Source organism: Massilia sp. CCM 8734, assembly GCF_011682155.1.
GTDB classification, from domain to species: Bacteria; Pseudomonadota; Gammaproteobacteria; order Burkholderiales; family Burkholderiaceae_D; genus Telluria_A; species Telluria_A rubra.
Map to the genome: position 1 here is coordinate 53,353 of NZ_WHJI01000004.1, position 15,085 is coordinate 68,437.

A 15,085-nucleotide genomic window follows, 5' to 3' on the forward strand; every position below is an offset into this window, starting at 1 on the left:
TCATGACAACGCGTAAAAGGTGACATCGCATGTGCGGACGTCTCGATCAAAACCATACTGCCATTGAATATGTCGCGGCAATGCACTGGCGCGGCCCCGCGCCGCGCGTCGCCACCCAAGCCGCGCCCAGCTACAACGCGCCGCCGGGCACCTGGCGCCCGCTGATGCGCGTGGTCGACGAGCAGCTCGTCGTCGAAGATGCCTTCTGGGGCTACCGCGCCTCCTGGGCCGCCGCCAAACTGCCGGTGTCGATCAACGCGCGCCTCGAAAAAATCACCAACAATTACTGGGCGCGGCTGCTCAAGAGCGGGCGCGCCATCGTCCCGGCCGACGGCTGGTACGAATGGACCGGCGAGAAGGGCAAGAAGCAACCCTGGCATATCCACCTCAAGACGCGCGAGCCCCTGTTCATCGCGGCCATCGGCGCCTGCGGCAAGGAACGCGAGCAGCCGGCCGAGTCGGGCTTCGTGATCATCACCGCCGATGCCGAGGGCGGCATGGTCGATGTGCACGACCGCCGTCCTATCGTCTTCAGCGCGCAAGACGCCGCACTGTGGCTCGACCCGGACCTGTCCGCACAGCAGGCCGAACAACTGGCCCGCTCGGTCGCGCTCGGGCCGGACGCCTTCGAGTGGCATCCGGTCGCCAGGGAGGTTGGCCGCGCCAGCAACGAAGGCGCTCACCTGGCCGCCCAGCTCGACCTGCTGGCCTGAGAGGCTGAGAGTCTTTCGATCAGCCGGGCGGCGTCTGCGCCAGCGCCAGCAGGTTGTCGACCTCGATGCGCGCGACCGCCACGCCGGCCAGGCAGGCGATCTCAGGCGTGGCATGGCCGCCCGCGGTCTGGCTGCGCGTGAGCGCCGGCGCCGGATCGTTATCTTGCCCGCCCTGCCCGGTCTTGGTGATGCGGTATTCGAAGTCCCACAGGTCGCCGCAATCCTTCATCGGCGTGACCGCGATGGTGAAACCTTTGTATTGTTCCGTTGTAATTTGCATATCATCCTCACTGTTGTTCGCAGCCTAGCATGGAAGGGCCGAACACTGCCACAGCCACGCCAATCGTGCGCGCGCCGGCCGCGCTTGCCCGGCGCGGGCCGAACTCGGTATAGTGGCCATTCCCTTCGCTCCCGATGCCCACGATGAACACTGCCCTGCCCGCGTTCCTGGTCCCCGCCCTGCTGGTGCCCGCCCTGCTCGCCTCCAACGCCGCCGTCGCCGCCGTCGCCGCGCCGATGACCCTGGCCGACTACCTGGCCCTGTCCGGACCGCCGCCGACCGCGAAGATCGCCTACGGCAGCGCGCCGTCGCAGTTCGCCGAGCTGTTCCGGCCGGCCGGCCCCGGCCCGTTCCCGGTGGTGGTGCTGGTGCACGGCGGCTGCTGGACGGTGGCGTACGGCGGCATCAGCCAGATGCACAATGTGGCCGGGGCCCTTGCCGCGCGCGGCATCGCGGTGTGGAACGTCGAGTACCGCCGGGTCGACGAGGAAGGCGGCGGCTATCCGGGCACCTACCTGGACATGAACGCCGCCCTCGACAAGCTGGCCGCCGAGGCCCCTGCGCACCAGCTCGACACCACCCGCATCGTCGCGATGGGCCATTCGGCCGGCGGCCAGCTGGTGCAGTGGATCGCCGGGCGCAGCCGGATTCCGGCCAGCAGCCCCTTGTTCCAGCCGGCTCCCGTGCCGGTGCGCACCGTGATCAGCCTGGGCGGCCTGGCCGACCTGCGCCGCGAGCAAGCGCTGATCAAGAGCAGTTGCGAGCGCGACATGGTGCAACTGGCCGGCACGCCCAGCGCGGCCCGCCCCGACATCTACGCCGACACCAACGCCGCCGACCTGATGCCCAACGGCAGCCACACGGTGCTGGTCACGGGCGAACTCGACACCATTTCGCCGCCGCGCGTGGCGCACGACTACGCCGCGCGCGCCCTGGCCGCGGGCGACCATGCCGAAGTGCTGATCCTGCCCGGCGCCAGCCACTACGATGAAATCGCGGCCAGCTCGCCGTCGTGGAAACTGATCCTGCCCGTGATCGAAAACGCGCTCGGCATGCGCAAATAGGCCTGAACCAACACGGGCGGGCCGCGCCAGCGCCAGCCCGACCATCCGCGCCGCGGTGGCGCCGCCACGCCGGCCGGTTGCCTTACTGCCAGCGCACCCGAAGCCATTGTCGCGCCCTCAAAAGAATTTCCATTAAGCAGCTTTACTTCTCATAAAACAACACCTGTAACCAATTGTCGATTAATCGTCGCGGCCGGACGAATATCGATTACCAACGCGTCGCGAATGGCGTAGTGTGTTGTGACGGTAGCCCAATGCGCTCGCCCTACTGCAACAGCAGCCTGCCCGCAATCGCGCGCCAGGGTTGCCGCGCCCCTACGCTCTAATGCCCCGCCATTCCCTCACCTTTCACGGAGAATTGCATGCTTGATAAAATGAAGGTAGGCACGCGCCTGCTTGCTGCCTTTTTAATCGTGGCGGTGCTCGGCAGCATCGTCGCCGCCATCGGCATCCTGAACATGTCGAACATGAACGACCAGGCCGAGCTGGCCTATAACAGAAACCTGTTGGGCATTTCCTACGCCAAGCAAGCCAACATTGACCTGATCAGTCTGGGGCGCGCCGCGCGCGGCATGCTGCTGACCAGCACTGCGGACGAAACGCGCCGCGCCAACGCCCAGTTTGAGCAGTCGCGCCGTCAGTTGCATGAGAACTTGGCGTTGGCGCGTCCGCGCTTTGTCACCGCCGGCGGCAAACTTGCCCTGAGCGATGTCGAAAACAGCACTGCGCAATACGAGCTCATGTTGGCACGTTTGATAACACTGGCGCAAGACACCACGCCGGTCGGCAAGAGCGCCGCCGCCCAGTTTGCCATCGGCCCGGTCGCGGCCCAGGCCGATATCGCCGACGGCCACCTGGCAATCCTGGCCAAGCGCAAGGAAAAAACCTCCTCCGATGCGGCCGCCACGTCGCGCGAACGCTACCGGCAAGCCCGCACGCTGATGCTGGCCTTGTCGATCGGCAGCCTGATCGTCGGCGTGGGTCTGGGATGGCGCATCACGCGCCGCCTGACGCGCCAACTCGGTGGCGAACCGGCTTACGCGGTGCAAGTGGCCGGCGCGATCGCCGCCGGCGAACTGTCGGGCGCGATCGCCATCCGTCCCGGCGACACCAGCAGCCTGCTGCACGCCATGGAAACCATGCGCGCCGCGCTGGCCGGGATCGTGATCGAGGTGCGCAGCGGCACCGACACGATCGCCACCGCCTCGGCGCAGATCGCCGCCGGCAACCTCGACCTGTCGTCGCGCACCGAAGAGCAGGCCAACTCGCTGGAGGAGACGGCCTCGTCCATGGAAGAGCTGACCAGCACCGTCAAGCAGAACGCCGACAATGCGCGCGACGCCAATCAACTGGCGGTGTCCGCGTCCGAGGTGGCCGAACGCGGTGGCGCGGTGGTAAGCCAGGTGGTGCATACGATGGCGTCGATCAACGATTCATCGCGCAAGATCGCCGACATTATCGGCGTCATCGACGGCATCGCCTTCCAGACCAACATCCTGGCGTTGAACGCGGCCGTGGAAGCGGCGCGCGCCGGCGAACAGGGGCGCGGCTTTGCCGTGGTGGCCTCGGAAGTGCGCAACCTGGCGCAGCGTTCAGCCGCCGCCGCCAAGGAAATCAAAACCCTCATCAACGACTCGGTGGACCAGGTCGACGCCGGCGGCAAGCTGGTCGACCAGGCCGGCGTGACCATGGCCGAGATCGTGGCATCGATCACGCGCGTGACCGTCATCATGTCCGGCATCGCCTCGGCCAGCATGGAACAGACCGCCGGCATCGAGCAGGTCAACATGGCGATCAGCCAGATGGACGAAGTGACCCAGCAAAACGCGGCGCTGGTGGAAGAAGCGGCCGCAGCGGCCGGCGCGATGCAGGAGCAGGCGGCCACCCTGGCGCAGGTGGTCAGCGTCTTTAAGCTGGGCAACGACCATGCGGCGCGCGCCACGGCGCGGGAAACCTTCTGAGTCACGCTCAATCGCCGCCACATGCCGGCGCTGTGATTTTCATACACGATGAAGGACGAAAAAAGCGCCGCACCCCACCTCTTATTGACATTTCGCAAACGCGACGCAGTTAGCGTTGAGCAAGCTGGATCTTGATTTTTTGGCATGTAATGATCGGTGCGCACGAATTCTCTCGCGCACCCGGAAATTGCATTCCAACCAAGGAAAACAATGAAACTGCTTCCCACGATGTTGCTTGGCGCCATGCTGAGTTTGACGATGTCCCATCTTGCTCTCGCGCAAGCCGATCTGAACAGCTCGCTGGCCATCACGAATGTCGCCGCCGGCAAGCCGGCGTCGCAAATCTCGACCGGCTATGGGGCCATCGCCAGCCGCGCAGTCGATGGCAACACAGACGGCCACATGGATCATGGTTCGGTCACCCATACCGACAATGCCATCGGCGCGTGGTGGGAGGTCGATTTACTGCAGGCAACGACAATCCAGCGCATCAGCGTGTTCAACCGCACCGACTGCTGCAACGATCGCCTCAGTAATTTCACTGTGCAGATTCTCGACGGCGACCGTGCCGTGATCAAGGAATTCATTACCAGTTCCGTCGCGCCAAACGTGGTGCATTTCACCGCAGCCGCCAGCAGAGGGCGCTACGTCCGTATCCAGTTAAATGGCGACAACGCCCTGTCGTTGGCGGAAGTGCAGGTGTGGGCCGAGTCTTAAGGCCTGCGCGAGGCCGATGCGATTGATCGGCCAGCGCGCGTGCAGATGCCGGCGCAGCGGCAACGCTGACGCCGGTTCGAAAAAACGGCATGCTCACGCGCCCGCCAGCCTCGCGGCCGGCGCCAGCAGCACCAGGTCCGAGCGCGCCACCGCCACGCACGGCAACACATCGCCGGCCCGCTTTTCGTCCAGGCTCAAGCCCGGCCAGTCGATCAGGTAGGCGATCTCCCCTTCCACAATTCGGCACAGGCAGCTGCGGCAGGTGCCGTTCCGGCACGAACCGGGCAGGATGACGCCAGCCGCCTCGGCCGCCGCCAGCAAGGAGGTTCCCGCCTCGGCCTCGAAGCGCCAGCCGCCCGGCTGCACGGTCATCAGATAACTGTTCATGCGCGCATTTTACCCGCCGCCAGCTTTTCGCCATGAGTACGCTGCCGCACAGACGATATATCCGACGGGAACTATTCTTCACTATCCGATTACCAAGGGGCTTCAATTGAAATCAACTTCGCTTTGCCTGATCGCCGCCCTGTGCGCCGGCGTGGCCACCGTTCCTGCCGCCATGGCCGCCAGCGCGCCGTCCGCCCTGACGGCCGAGGCGGTCAATAATGCCGGCAAGGAGAGCGCGCCGGTCGACACCGTCGCAAAACCTGGCAAGCCGGCCAAACCGGCCAAGAGCGCCAAAGCGGCCAAGCTGCCGGCCGCCGCCCTGCTGCGCGCCCAGGTCCTGCTCGACCGCGCCCACTTCTCGACCGGCGAAATCGACGCCGCTTCCGGCTCGAACATGCGCCTGGCGCTGGCCGGTTTCCAGAAAAAAGCCGGCCTGGAACCGTCCGGCGTCCTCGATGACGCAAGCTGGGCCGCGCTGAACGCCGATAGCGCCGACGCCCTGGTCCCGTACACCCTGCTCGACGCCGACGTGGCCGGTCCATTCGCACCGATCCCCGAGGGCATGGCCGAAAAAGCCAAGCTGAGCACGCTCGGTTACGGCAGCGTGGCGGAAGCCCTGGGCGAAAAATTCCACCTCAGCCCGGCCCTGCTGGCACGCCTCAATCCCGGCAAGGACCTGAGCCGCGCCGGCGAAGTCATCCTGGTGCCGAACGTGCTCGATACCGAGCCGCTGCCCAAGGCCGCCAAGATCGTGGTGGACCGCTCCGACCGCTCGCTGACCCTGCTCGACGCGGCCGGCAACATCCTGGCCCAGTTCCCCTCGTCCACCGGCAGCGCGCACGATCCGCTGCCGATCGGCACCTGGAAAGTCAACGGCATCGCGCGCAACCCGGTCTATCACTACAATCCGAAACTGTTCTGGGACGCCAACCCCGGCGACAAGAAGGCCAAGCTGCCGTCCGGCCCCAACAACCCGGTGGGCGTGGCCTGGGTCGATCTGTCGAAGGACCATTACGGCATCCACGGCACCCCGGTGCCGGCCTCGATCGGCAAGACCCAGTCGCACGGCTGCATCCGCCTGACCAACTGGGACGTGACCACCCTGACCGGCTCGGTCGGCTATGGCACCGAAGTGCTGCTGCAGGAATAATGAAGAATCACCTTCACAACGAAAAAGGATAATCTTATGAAATGGCTTCTGACTTTCCTGGCGGGCCTGGTGCTTGGCGCCGGCGCCCTGTTCGTCTACCTGCGCGCGGTGCCCAAGCCGGCCGAGGTGGTCGTCGTGGCGCCTGCCGCGCCGGCGGCCGCCGGCACCGTGGCCGCGCCGGCGGCGAGCGGGGTTTCCCTGCCGAGCGCCGATCTGCCGGGCGCTCCGGTGGTGAGCACCGACCTGACCGAACTCGACCTGCCGCTGCGCCCCAGCATGAGCGACGTCGCCCTGCCGGTCGTGAATGGCGCCAGCGCAGCGGCGCCGACCCCGGCCGGCGGCAAGCTGATGCTGCCGGTGGAAGGCATCAAGCTGGCCGACCTGCGCGACAATTTTGACCAGCCGCGCGGCGCCGACCGTCACCATGAAGCGCTCGACATCATGGCGCCCAAGGGCGCCAAGGTGCTGGCGGTGGCCGATGGCAAGCTGGTCAAGCTGTTTAACAGCAAACCGGGCGGCCTGACGGTGTACCAGTTCGATCCGAGCGAAAAGTACGCGTATTATTACGCGCACCTGGACCGCTACGCCGAGGGCGTGAAAGAAGGCATGGACCTCAAGCGCGGCGACCTGGTCGGCTACGTCGGCGTGACCGGCAATTCCGACCCGAACGCACCCCACCTGCACTTTGCCGTGGTTGAACTGACTGCCGAAAAGAAATGGTGGAAAGGCACGCCAATCAATCCATTCCCCTTGATCGGCGAATAATCTTCGCTTGACCCGCTAGCGGAAAGCGCGCCCGCGCTGTCCGCGCCGCGCGCCGAGCAGCAGCAGGCCGGCGCCGAGCAGCAACAGGGCCGGCGTGCCCGGTTCCGGCACCCCCACCGTGCCATTGTCCAGGGTCAGCAGGAAGCCGCTGCACGCACCCAGGCTGTTGCAGCCGTGCGCGGTGATCTGGCCCAGGTCGTTGATGTCGGCCGCGTAGTTGAGCGTCCAGCCGAAGCCGGGGCCGACCAGCGAATTGAGGTCGAGCATCTTTCCGTCCGCATACAAAAACGCGTGCAGCGCTTTGCCGCCGGCGATATCGGAACTTCCCACCGCGTGGCCGGCATTATTGATCCCGTAGCTGTAGCTGTTGGCGCCGCCCAAGGTGTCCAGGTCGGTCATCACCCCGTTCTCGAACACAAACGCATGTGCCACGGCGTCGCCCGCCAGGTAGGAAAACCCCGCCACCGCGCCGCCGTCGTTGATCCGGCTCGCCTCGCTGTAATTGCCGCCCAGGGTGCCCAGGTCGGTCATCCCCTTGCCGTCCTCCAGGAAGGCGTGATAGCCGCTGGCCAGGTCGGCCCGTCCCACCACCACGCCGCTGGCGTTGATGTCGGCGCCCACGCTGCCGCTGCCGCCCAGGCTGCCAAGGTCGTGCATGCGGCCGTCGGCCGTCGCGCGGAAAGCGGCCTGGGTGCCGTCGGCGCGCTCGGCGCTGCCGACCACCTGGCCGGCATTGTTGATGCCCCTGGCGAAGCTGTTGCGCCCGCCGAGGGTGCCGAGCGTCTCGATCTTGCCGCCGTTAAAGGTGACCGCGCGCGAGTCGCCGCCGCCATCGACCACCTGCCCCGCCGCCACGCCGGCATCGTTGATGCCGCTCGCAAAGCTGTGCGTCAAGCGGTTCGGATTGAGGCTTTGCATCGTGCCGCCGCGCGAGACGTAGGCGCTGCTGACATTGTCGCTGTTGAGCGAGTAGCCCACCACCGCGCCGCTGTTGTTCATGGCGCGCACATCGCCACTGTCGCCGCCGAGCGTGCCCAACGTCTTGACAGAGTAATAAGGCGCGGCCTGGGCGGCGGAGGGAAGCAACAAGGTGGACAAGAGAGCCGACAGCAAACTGAGCTGAAGCAGACGCGGGGTGACAGGCATGAGAACTCCAGGAAACAGAACAAGAAAACGGGCACGCCGGACTGATCCGGCGCGCCCGTCGATTGTAAACCTGATTTCCCAACGCACATTATGCTGGCAGTAAAATAGTTCCAACGGTACACATTTTTCGCCTGGAACCATTGGCAAATTGCCATTACTCGTTGCGATCTTCCCCCACATTGACGGCCGCGTAGGCGCGCTGCACGGCCACCGCTTCCTTGCTGTCCTTGCCATACAGTTCCTCGGCTGCGGCCAGCATCTTGGCGCGCGCATCCTTGTAGCCGGTGCTGGAGGTAAAGCGCGTGGTGGCGGCGTTGAACCAGATCCGGTACGCCTTGTCGAGGCCGATGCCGCTCATCGCCTGCGGCGTGCCGGTGAGAAAAGTGCTGTGGGCCTCGCTGGCCGGGTCCGCGTTCGATCCTTGCGCCAGGAAGTAAAACATGCGGTTGTTCGGGCCGCTGCTATAGTGCACGTCGAGCCGCCGCAGCCTGGCCGACCAGGCATCCGGGCTGGTGCCGTCCTTGCTCGGACGAATCATATAGCGCAGGGGCGTGCCGACCTTGCTGATTTCCTTGCCGATCATCCAGTCGTTGCCCTCGGCCGGAATCAGGGCGCCGCCTTTGCCGGCGCGCGCATACGCTTCCACCACTTCCCCGGTGATGTCGGACGACGATTCATTCAGCCCACCCGGCTCGCCCGCGTACACCAGGCGCGAGGTGGCGTCGGTCACGCCGTGGCCCATTTCGTGGCCGACCACGTCGAGCGCGCCCAGGCTGTTGAAGGTCGAGCCGTCGCCGATGAACATGCATTTGCAGGCGTCGCTGTAGTAGGCGTTGTCGTAGGCGGTGTTGACATGCGCGGCGATGTAGGTGGCCGTGTCCTGCCCGTCCAGCGCATGCCAGCCCAGCGTGTTTTTCAGCATGTCGTAGGTGTTGGCCAGGCCCCACATGGCGTTCACCGCCGCCGTCTGGCCGTTGGCGTCGGTGGTGCTGCCGCCGGCCAGGTATTGCTTGCCATCGCCCCAGTTGTTGCTGCTGTTGGTAAACAGCTCGCCGGCCTTGGTGCCGTGATCGGCGTTGGTGACCGCCAGCCCGCCGAACTTGCCGCCCTTGGCGCGCAGCGGGTCGAGCATGCGAAAGCCGGCGCCGCCCTCGCTGGTGCTCAGCGGCACCTCGCCGTTGTACTGGCTCTTGCCCTTGCCGATGGCGCTTTGCAGCATGCTCCACTGCGCCAGGATGCGTCCGCTGCCGGCGCTGACCACGGTGTCGTGGTAAACCGGCTGCGGCCCGGCGCGCAGGCGCGTGGCGACCAGCCAGGCCAGCTCGTAACCGACCACCACATCGGTCATGTCGAGCGCATTGAGGGCGTCGTCGGCCTTGCCCAGCGCGGCCGGCAGGCGCTCGCTCCAGACCAGCGGATAGATGATCAGTTCGGCCGTGGGCGGGATCTCGGGCACGGCGCCGGCGCGCACCGAGCGCAGCGCCAAGGTGATGGCGTGCGCCGCCGACAACGCCGGCAGCACGCTGAATGCGGCCTTGGCCGCTGCCGTGGCCGCGCCAGCCTGGTCGGCATTGCCACGGCCCAGCTGCAGGCGCCGCTCCGAGACCGATTCGCGCACGACCTTGCTGGCCGCGTCGAGCAGCACCACCGATTCGGAACCGAACACGCGTACGCCTTTATAGGTATGGTGGGCGCGCACCACCGTGCTACCCTGTAAGCCCGGATGCTCGCTGGCGATCAGGAAGTGGTGGTCGTCGTCGAGCCCCAGGCGCGCCCGCTGCGCGGCCAGTTGCGGCACGAGGCGGCCGGCCAGCACGGCGGCATTGGGCGCCACGGGGCCGTTCATCAGCGGCGGCGCGGCCGCGCCGCTCAGGTGCAAGGCGGCGACGGCGACAGCCAGCAGGGTCGGACGAATTGTCATCGGGCATCTCCGGTATCAAGGGCCTACCCCATGATTGGGGCGGGCAACATCGATTCTCACAGCAGACATGCATGAAGAATTTGCTCAAACGCAAAGACAAGGCGAAATTCCCGGCGCGCCCCGTCATCGTACGGTCATGCAAGCTTGTTACTCTCTGCGTTTTGGCAGTCCTAACCCTTGTTCCCACCAAATCGGAGTCTGTTGCGATGTACCACGCGTCCCGTACCACCCTGTCCCTGATGTGCGCCGCCAGCGTTGCGGTCCTGATGACCGCTTGCGGCGGCGATGATGCCCCCGACCTGCAAAATCCGGGCACCAGCTGGCCGCCGCAGCCGACCGTCACCGGGCACCGCGGCGCCTCGGCCCTGCGTCCGGAGCACACGCTGGCCTCGTACCAGAAGGCGATCGAAGACGGCGCCGACATCGTCGAGCCGGACCTGGTGGCCACCAAGGATGGCGTGCTGGTGGCGCGCCACGAGAATGAGATCTCGGGTACCACGAATGTGTCGGGCATGCCGCAATTCGCCAGCCGCAAAGCCACCAAGACCATCGACGGCATTCCCGTCACCGGCTGGTTCACGGAAGACTTCACCCTGGCCGAACTGAAAACCCTGCGCGCGAAAGAACGCATTCCCGCCAACCGTCCGCTCAACGCCGCCTACGACGGCCAGTTCGAGGTGCCGACCCTGCAGGAAGTGATCGACCTGGTAAAGAAAGAGAGCGCAGCGCGCAACAAGACCATCGGCATCTACCCAGAGACCAAGCACCCGACCTATTTCAAGAAGATCGGCCTGCCGCTCGAAAAGCGCCTGGTCGACCTGCTGGTCGCCAACGGCTATCACGGCAAGGAAGCGGCGGTGTATCTGCAATCGTTCGAAGTGGCGAACCTGAAGGAACTGCGCAAGCTGACCGACATGCGCATCGTGCAGCTGATCGACAATCCGGCCAACCCGCCCGCCGCCAACGGCGCGCCGCGCAATGCGCCGTACGATTTTGTCGCCGCCGGCAGCAAGAGCACCTACAAGGACCTGCTTACCCCGGCCGGCCTGAAAGAAATCGCCACCTACGCCGACGTGGTTTCGCCCTACAAGGACGTGATCATGCCGCGCACGGCAGCTAACGAACTGGCCGCGCCGACCAGTTTTGTGGCCGACGCCCATGCCGCCGGCCTGAAAGTGCATACCTGGACCATGCGTCCGGAAAACCCGTTCCTGCCACCGAGCATGCGCCGTGGCGACCCGGCATCGCCGACCCAGCGCGGCGATGGCGAAGCCGAGATCCTGGCCTACCTGAAGGCGGGCATCGATGGCTTCTTCACCGACGATCCGGCCGTGGGCCGCGCCGCCGTGACGCAGTTTAAGAAGTAAGACCGGGGGCCGCGCCGCCGGCGGCGACGCGGCCCTCGGCGCGGCGATTTACCAGGTGCGGTTCCAGCTCAGCGCCAGGGTACGGCCCCGGCCTGCATAGGTCCCGGCCGCATCCAGCGCGGCGCTCGACTGCGAGTAGTAGCCCACGTACTGCTTGTCCAAGACATTCTCCAGGCTCACCCCGAAGCGCCCATAGGCGCTCTCGAAGGTGAGCGCCATATCGGCCAGCGTATAGCCCTTGAAGTGCTCTTCCAGGTTGCTGGTGCCGATTCTGCGCCCGATATTGATGTCGCGGTCGCGCAGGTGCGCCGCCTGCACGCGCAGCTGCGCTTTCGGCGCCCACTGCCAGTTGGCGCCGAGGACGCCCTTGTCCGGGCCTTGCGCGCGCGCGTTCAGGGACAGGTCGAGCGGCGTCCCCTGGGCGGCGGCCGTCTTGCCGTCGGTGACGGCATAGCTGCCGAACACCGACAGCGCTTTGACGGGACGCCAGTCACCCGACACTTCCCAGCCCTTGACCACCGTCGGCACCCGTTCGACCGAGCCGATGCCGGTGGCGCTCACGCGCAGCACGCTGCCCAGCTTCGAGCGCGAGTCGTAACGCGACACGCCCACCTGCCCGTTCGCACCGCGCCAGTTGACGCCCACTTCGTTGTTGCGGGTGATGATCGGTTTCAGGTCGATCAGGGTCGCCACCGACTTGCCTTCGGTGTTCACGCCGCGCAGCACCAGGCCGACGTCGGGCAGGCCGAAGCCTTCCGAGCTGGCGACAAAGGCCGACCAGCGCGGCGCAAAGCGCCACACCGCGCCGATGTTCTTGACCGACTTCGAAAACTCGGTCTCGCCGCCCTGTACCTGCCGGTTGCCGTAGGCCGCCAGCGTGGTGTAGGTGTCGATCGTCAGCCTGGCTTGTTCGTGGCGCACGCCGCCGCGCAGCGTGACCGGGCCGAATTCGTATTCGAGCTGCGCAAACGGCGCGTTCGACGCGAACTGCAACTGCGGCACCCAGGTGCGGTTGGTCGTGGCCAGGCGCTGCAGGGTGTTGTCGCGCAAAAGATCGAGGCCAACCGTCATTTCCAGGCCGCGCACCAGCATGTCGGGACGCACCCAGGTCATGCGCGCGCCGCGCTTGTCGGCCACGATCTGCGACTGGTCGTTGAGGGTGCCGACGGGCGCCAGGCGCACATCCTGGAAGGTCGATGCGGCCGTGGCGCCGTACAGGGCTTCGAAGTCGTGCGTGAACAACTGGGCGCTGAAGGCGCCGCCGAACAACTCATCGTGGCGGTAATCGAGGCTGGCGCTGCGCACCTTGTTCTTGGGCGGCTCGCCCGGCGCCCGTCCCGGCAGCGATGTGGTCGGCACGCCGGCCGCCACCACGCCCGGCTCGTTCTTGTAGTCGCCGTCGCCGCGCAGCTTGAAGCGGTTCAGGCTCAGTTGAATGCGCTGGGCGCCGAAGCGCTGGCCGATCTTGAAGAACAGGTCGTCGCCGCGGCTGTCGAGCGTATCGCCCTGGACGTTGTCGATGCCCAGGCGCCGGCCATTGCCGTCGTAGCCCATGCCGCGCCGCTGCATGCCGACATAGGCGAGCAGGTCGAACCCGCCGTCCTTGTGGGTGACGTTGTAGCCGGTTTTCCAGTCCAGGTTATCGGCGCGCAGCTGGCCGGACGCGCGCACGTTCAAGCCATGCGTGGTGCCGTCGGCGCGCGCGGTCTTGGTGATGTAGTTGATGATGCCGCCGGTCGCGCCCATGCCCTGCATGGCGGACGCCCCGTTGATCACTTCGATGCGCTCGATGATGGCGCTGTCGGCAAAGTAGCCTTCGCGCGAGCCGGCGCGCAGCGGGTTCGATTGCGGTATGCCGTCGAGCAGGATCAAGGGCTGGCGCCCGCGCAGCGACTCGCCGGCCGAGGTCATTTTCTGGCGGCTCGGCGAGTAACCGGGCACGTAGGTCGCCAGCGCCTGCGACGGGTCGTCGGCGATCAGGTATTGCGAGGCCAGCTCTTGCTGGCTGATCACGGAAATCGCGCCCGGGATCTTGTCCACCGCCTTGGCCCCGCGGGTGGCGGTCACCACCACGGTGCTGGACGGCTGCGCCGCGTCGTCCGGGGTCTGGGCCTGCACCGCGGACATGAAAAGGCAAGCGAGCGCGACCGCGCGGGAAAGGGGCGAAAGAAGGAGCATACGGGGAAATCCTTGATGGTGGGACAGAGATGTTGACGTTCAGGGTACAATGTGAATGATAACGATTCCCATTCAATTATTCAAGAAGCATTAAAAATGATCCACCCCGCCCTCGCTTGCTCCCCTTCATGAAACCGCTGATCCGTTTTATCCATCTGTGGGCCGGACTGGTTTTCGGGACGATCCTGGTCGTGCTGGGGCTGACCGGCAGCGCGCTGGCGTGGATGCACGAACTCGACGTGCTGCTCAATCCCACCCTGCTGCAGGTGGCGCCGCCGCCCGGCCTGGCGCAAGGCAGCCCGATGCGCGTGGCCCCCGCCACCGTGCAGGCGGCCAGCGAGCGCTTGCTGGCCGATCCGCTGTACGGGCGCCCCAGCCAGTTGATGCTGCCCGAGCGCGCCGGCGACGTGTTCGTGGCGTGGTACCGCGATCCGGCACAGCAGGCTTCGACCTGGAACGTGGCGATCTCGCGCCAGGTGATGCTCGACCCGGCCACCCTGATCGTGACCGGCGAGCGCACCTGGGGCGGCCTCGGTTTCTCGCGCCCGCAGCTGATGTCGACCCTGTTTCACATTCACCGCTACCTGGTGGCCGGCGAGACCGGCAAGACCGTGATCGGCGTGACCGGCGTGGCGCTGCTGCTGCTCTCGCTGACCGGTATCGTGCTGTGGTGGCCGCGCATGACGGCGCTCGCCATCAAGGGCGCGCTGACGGTGCGCCATGGCGGCAACTGGCCGCGCTTTAACTTCCAGCTGCACCGCGCCGGCGGCTTTTTCGCCGCGCCGGTGTTGCTGGTGCTGGCCGTGTCGGGCGTGTACTTCAATATGCCGCAGTGGGTGCTGCCCATCGTCGGCGCGCTCGCGCCCCTGGCGCCGAACGGCAAGGCGGCCAACCGCAGCGCTCCCGGCACGGCGCCGATCGCGCCGCACGCTGCGATGGCGGCGGCGCAGGCCCGGTTTCCGCAGGCGCGCGTCTCGCGCGTGGCCATGCCGGCCAAGCCCGGCCAACCCTACGAAATCCGCCTGCGCCAGCCCGATGAGGTGCGCGCCGGCGATGGCGCCACGCGCGTGTCGGTCGACGCCGGCGACGGCACGGTGCTGCGCACGGTCGATCCGCTGCGCGCGCCGGCCGGCGAGCGCTTCCTGGGCTGGATGTTCCCGCTGCATACCGGCGAAGCCTTCGGCCTGGCCGGGCGCACGTTTATCAGCATCTTCGGCATCGTGCCGCTGATGTTCTTCGTCACCGGGCTGGTCATCTGGATCAAACTGCACAGGCCCAAAAAGCGCAAGGCCAAGGTCGTTGCCGGCTGATCCGGCGGCGATTCATCATTATTTTTCCGGCAAACTGTTTATATGGTTTAAGCTGCGCGACGCCGAATTTCCTGAATGCACCTCGTTGTATTCCGATCACTCTCCCCGTGCTATTTGTCAATCTCA

The 15,085-nt window shown here is 66.3% G+C and carries 13 protein-coding genes; 8 read left to right on the top strand and 5 right to left on the bottom strand.

What is annotated here, in order from left to right; genetic code table 11:
• The first annotated feature begins 29 nt into the window (after positions 1-29).
• On the top strand, positions 30-713 hold the full coding sequence (locus F2P46_RS05340) for an SOS response-associated peptidase family protein (RefSeq protein WP_166885946.1): 684 nt from the start codon (positions 30-32) through the stop codon (positions 711-713).
• Between the two features lie 19 nt (positions 714-732).
• Here F2P46_RS05340 and F2P46_RS05345 read toward each other — a convergent pair whose 3' ends face one another.
• Positions 733-993: a hypothetical protein gene (locus tag F2P46_RS05345; protein ID WP_166885948.1), complete on the bottom strand. Its 261-nt coding sequence runs from the start codon at positions 991-993 to the stop codon at positions 733-735.
• A 143-nt stretch (positions 994-1,136) separates the two neighbouring features.
• Here F2P46_RS05345 and F2P46_RS05350 point away from each other — a divergent pair, with 143 nt between their 5' ends.
• The 3 genes from F2P46_RS05350 (at position 1,137) to F2P46_RS05360 (ending at position 4,735) form a co-directional block, all read left to right on the top strand.
• A complete protein-coding gene (locus tag F2P46_RS05350; RefSeq protein ID WP_229509090.1) occupies positions 1,137-2,057 on the top strand; it encodes a S9 family peptidase in 921 nt (306 codons plus the stop codon).
• Positions 2,058-2,419: 362 nt separating this feature from the next.
• Complete coding sequence (locus tag F2P46_RS38535; RefSeq protein WP_306667672.1) at positions 2,420-4,018, top strand: methyl-accepting chemotaxis protein; 1,599 nt, start codon at positions 2,420-2,422, stop codon at positions 4,016-4,018.
• Positions 4,019-4,228: 210 nt separating this feature from the next.
• Positions 4,229-4,735 (top strand): discoidin domain-containing protein, encoded by a 507-nt coding sequence (locus F2P46_RS05360; RefSeq protein ID WP_166885949.1) that lies wholly within the window; start codon positions 4,229-4,231, stop codon positions 4,733-4,735.
• 93 nt (positions 4,736-4,828) lie between these two features.
• On the opposite strand, the gene F2P46_RS05365 is transcribed toward F2P46_RS05360, so the two are convergent.
• Positions 4,829-5,122 carry a 2Fe-2S iron-sulfur cluster-binding protein gene (locus tag F2P46_RS05365; RefSeq protein WP_166885951.1) on the bottom strand — a complete coding sequence of 98 codons (294 nt, stop codon included), beginning with the start codon at positions 5,120-5,122 and terminating at the stop codon, positions 4,829-4,831.
• 106 nt (positions 5,123-5,228) lie between these two features.
• On the opposite strand from F2P46_RS05365, the gene F2P46_RS05370 reads away from it, so the two are divergent.
• Both F2P46_RS05370 and F2P46_RS05375 read left to right on the top strand, forming a co-directional pair.
• Complete coding sequence (locus F2P46_RS05370; protein ID WP_229509092.1) at positions 5,229-6,272, top strand: L,D-transpeptidase; 1,044 nt, start codon at positions 5,229-5,231, stop codon at positions 6,270-6,272.
• A gap of 36 nt (positions 6,273-6,308) precedes the next feature.
• A complete protein-coding gene (locus tag F2P46_RS05375) occupies positions 6,309-7,037 on the top strand; it encodes a M23 family metallopeptidase (protein WP_166885953.1) in 729 nt (242 codons plus the stop codon).
• Positions 7,038-7,052: 15 nt separating this feature from the next.
• Here F2P46_RS05375 and F2P46_RS05380 read toward each other — a convergent pair whose 3' ends face one another.
• Both F2P46_RS05380 and F2P46_RS05385 read right to left on the bottom strand, forming a co-directional pair.
• Positions 7,053-8,183, bottom strand: a complete 1,131-nt coding sequence (locus F2P46_RS05380; protein ID WP_166885955.1) for an HAF repeat-containing PEP-CTERM protein — start codon at positions 8,181-8,183, stop codon at positions 7,053-7,055.
• 154 nt (positions 8,184-8,337) lie between these two features.
• Positions 8,338-10,104, bottom strand: coding sequence for a M4 family metallopeptidase (locus F2P46_RS05385; RefSeq protein WP_166885957.1), 1,767 nt, complete (start codon positions 10,102-10,104; stop codon positions 8,338-8,340).
• Between the two features lie 206 nt (positions 10,105-10,310).
• Between F2P46_RS05385 and F2P46_RS05390 the strand changes: the two genes are divergently transcribed.
• Positions 10,311-11,471, top strand: coding sequence for a glycerophosphodiester phosphodiesterase (locus F2P46_RS05390; protein ID WP_166885959.1), 1,161 nt, complete (start codon positions 10,311-10,313; stop codon positions 11,469-11,471).
• Between the two features lie 48 nt (positions 11,472-11,519).
• Here the strand turns inward: F2P46_RS05390 and F2P46_RS05395 are convergent, their stop codons facing one another.
• The gene (locus F2P46_RS05395; RefSeq protein WP_166885961.1) at positions 11,520-13,649 is read right to left on the bottom strand and encodes a TonB-dependent receptor; all 2,130 of its coding nucleotides are present in this window, start codon (positions 13,647-13,649) and stop codon (positions 11,520-11,522) included.
• Between the two features lie 128 nt (positions 13,650-13,777).
• Here F2P46_RS05395 and F2P46_RS05400 point away from each other — a divergent pair, with 128 nt between their 5' ends.
• Positions 13,778-14,959 carry a PepSY domain-containing protein gene (locus F2P46_RS05400; RefSeq protein ID WP_166885963.1) on the top strand — a complete coding sequence of 394 codons (1,182 nt, stop codon included), beginning with the start codon at positions 13,778-13,780 and terminating at the stop codon, positions 14,957-14,959.
• The last annotated feature ends 126 nt before the right edge of the window (positions 14,960-15,085 follow it).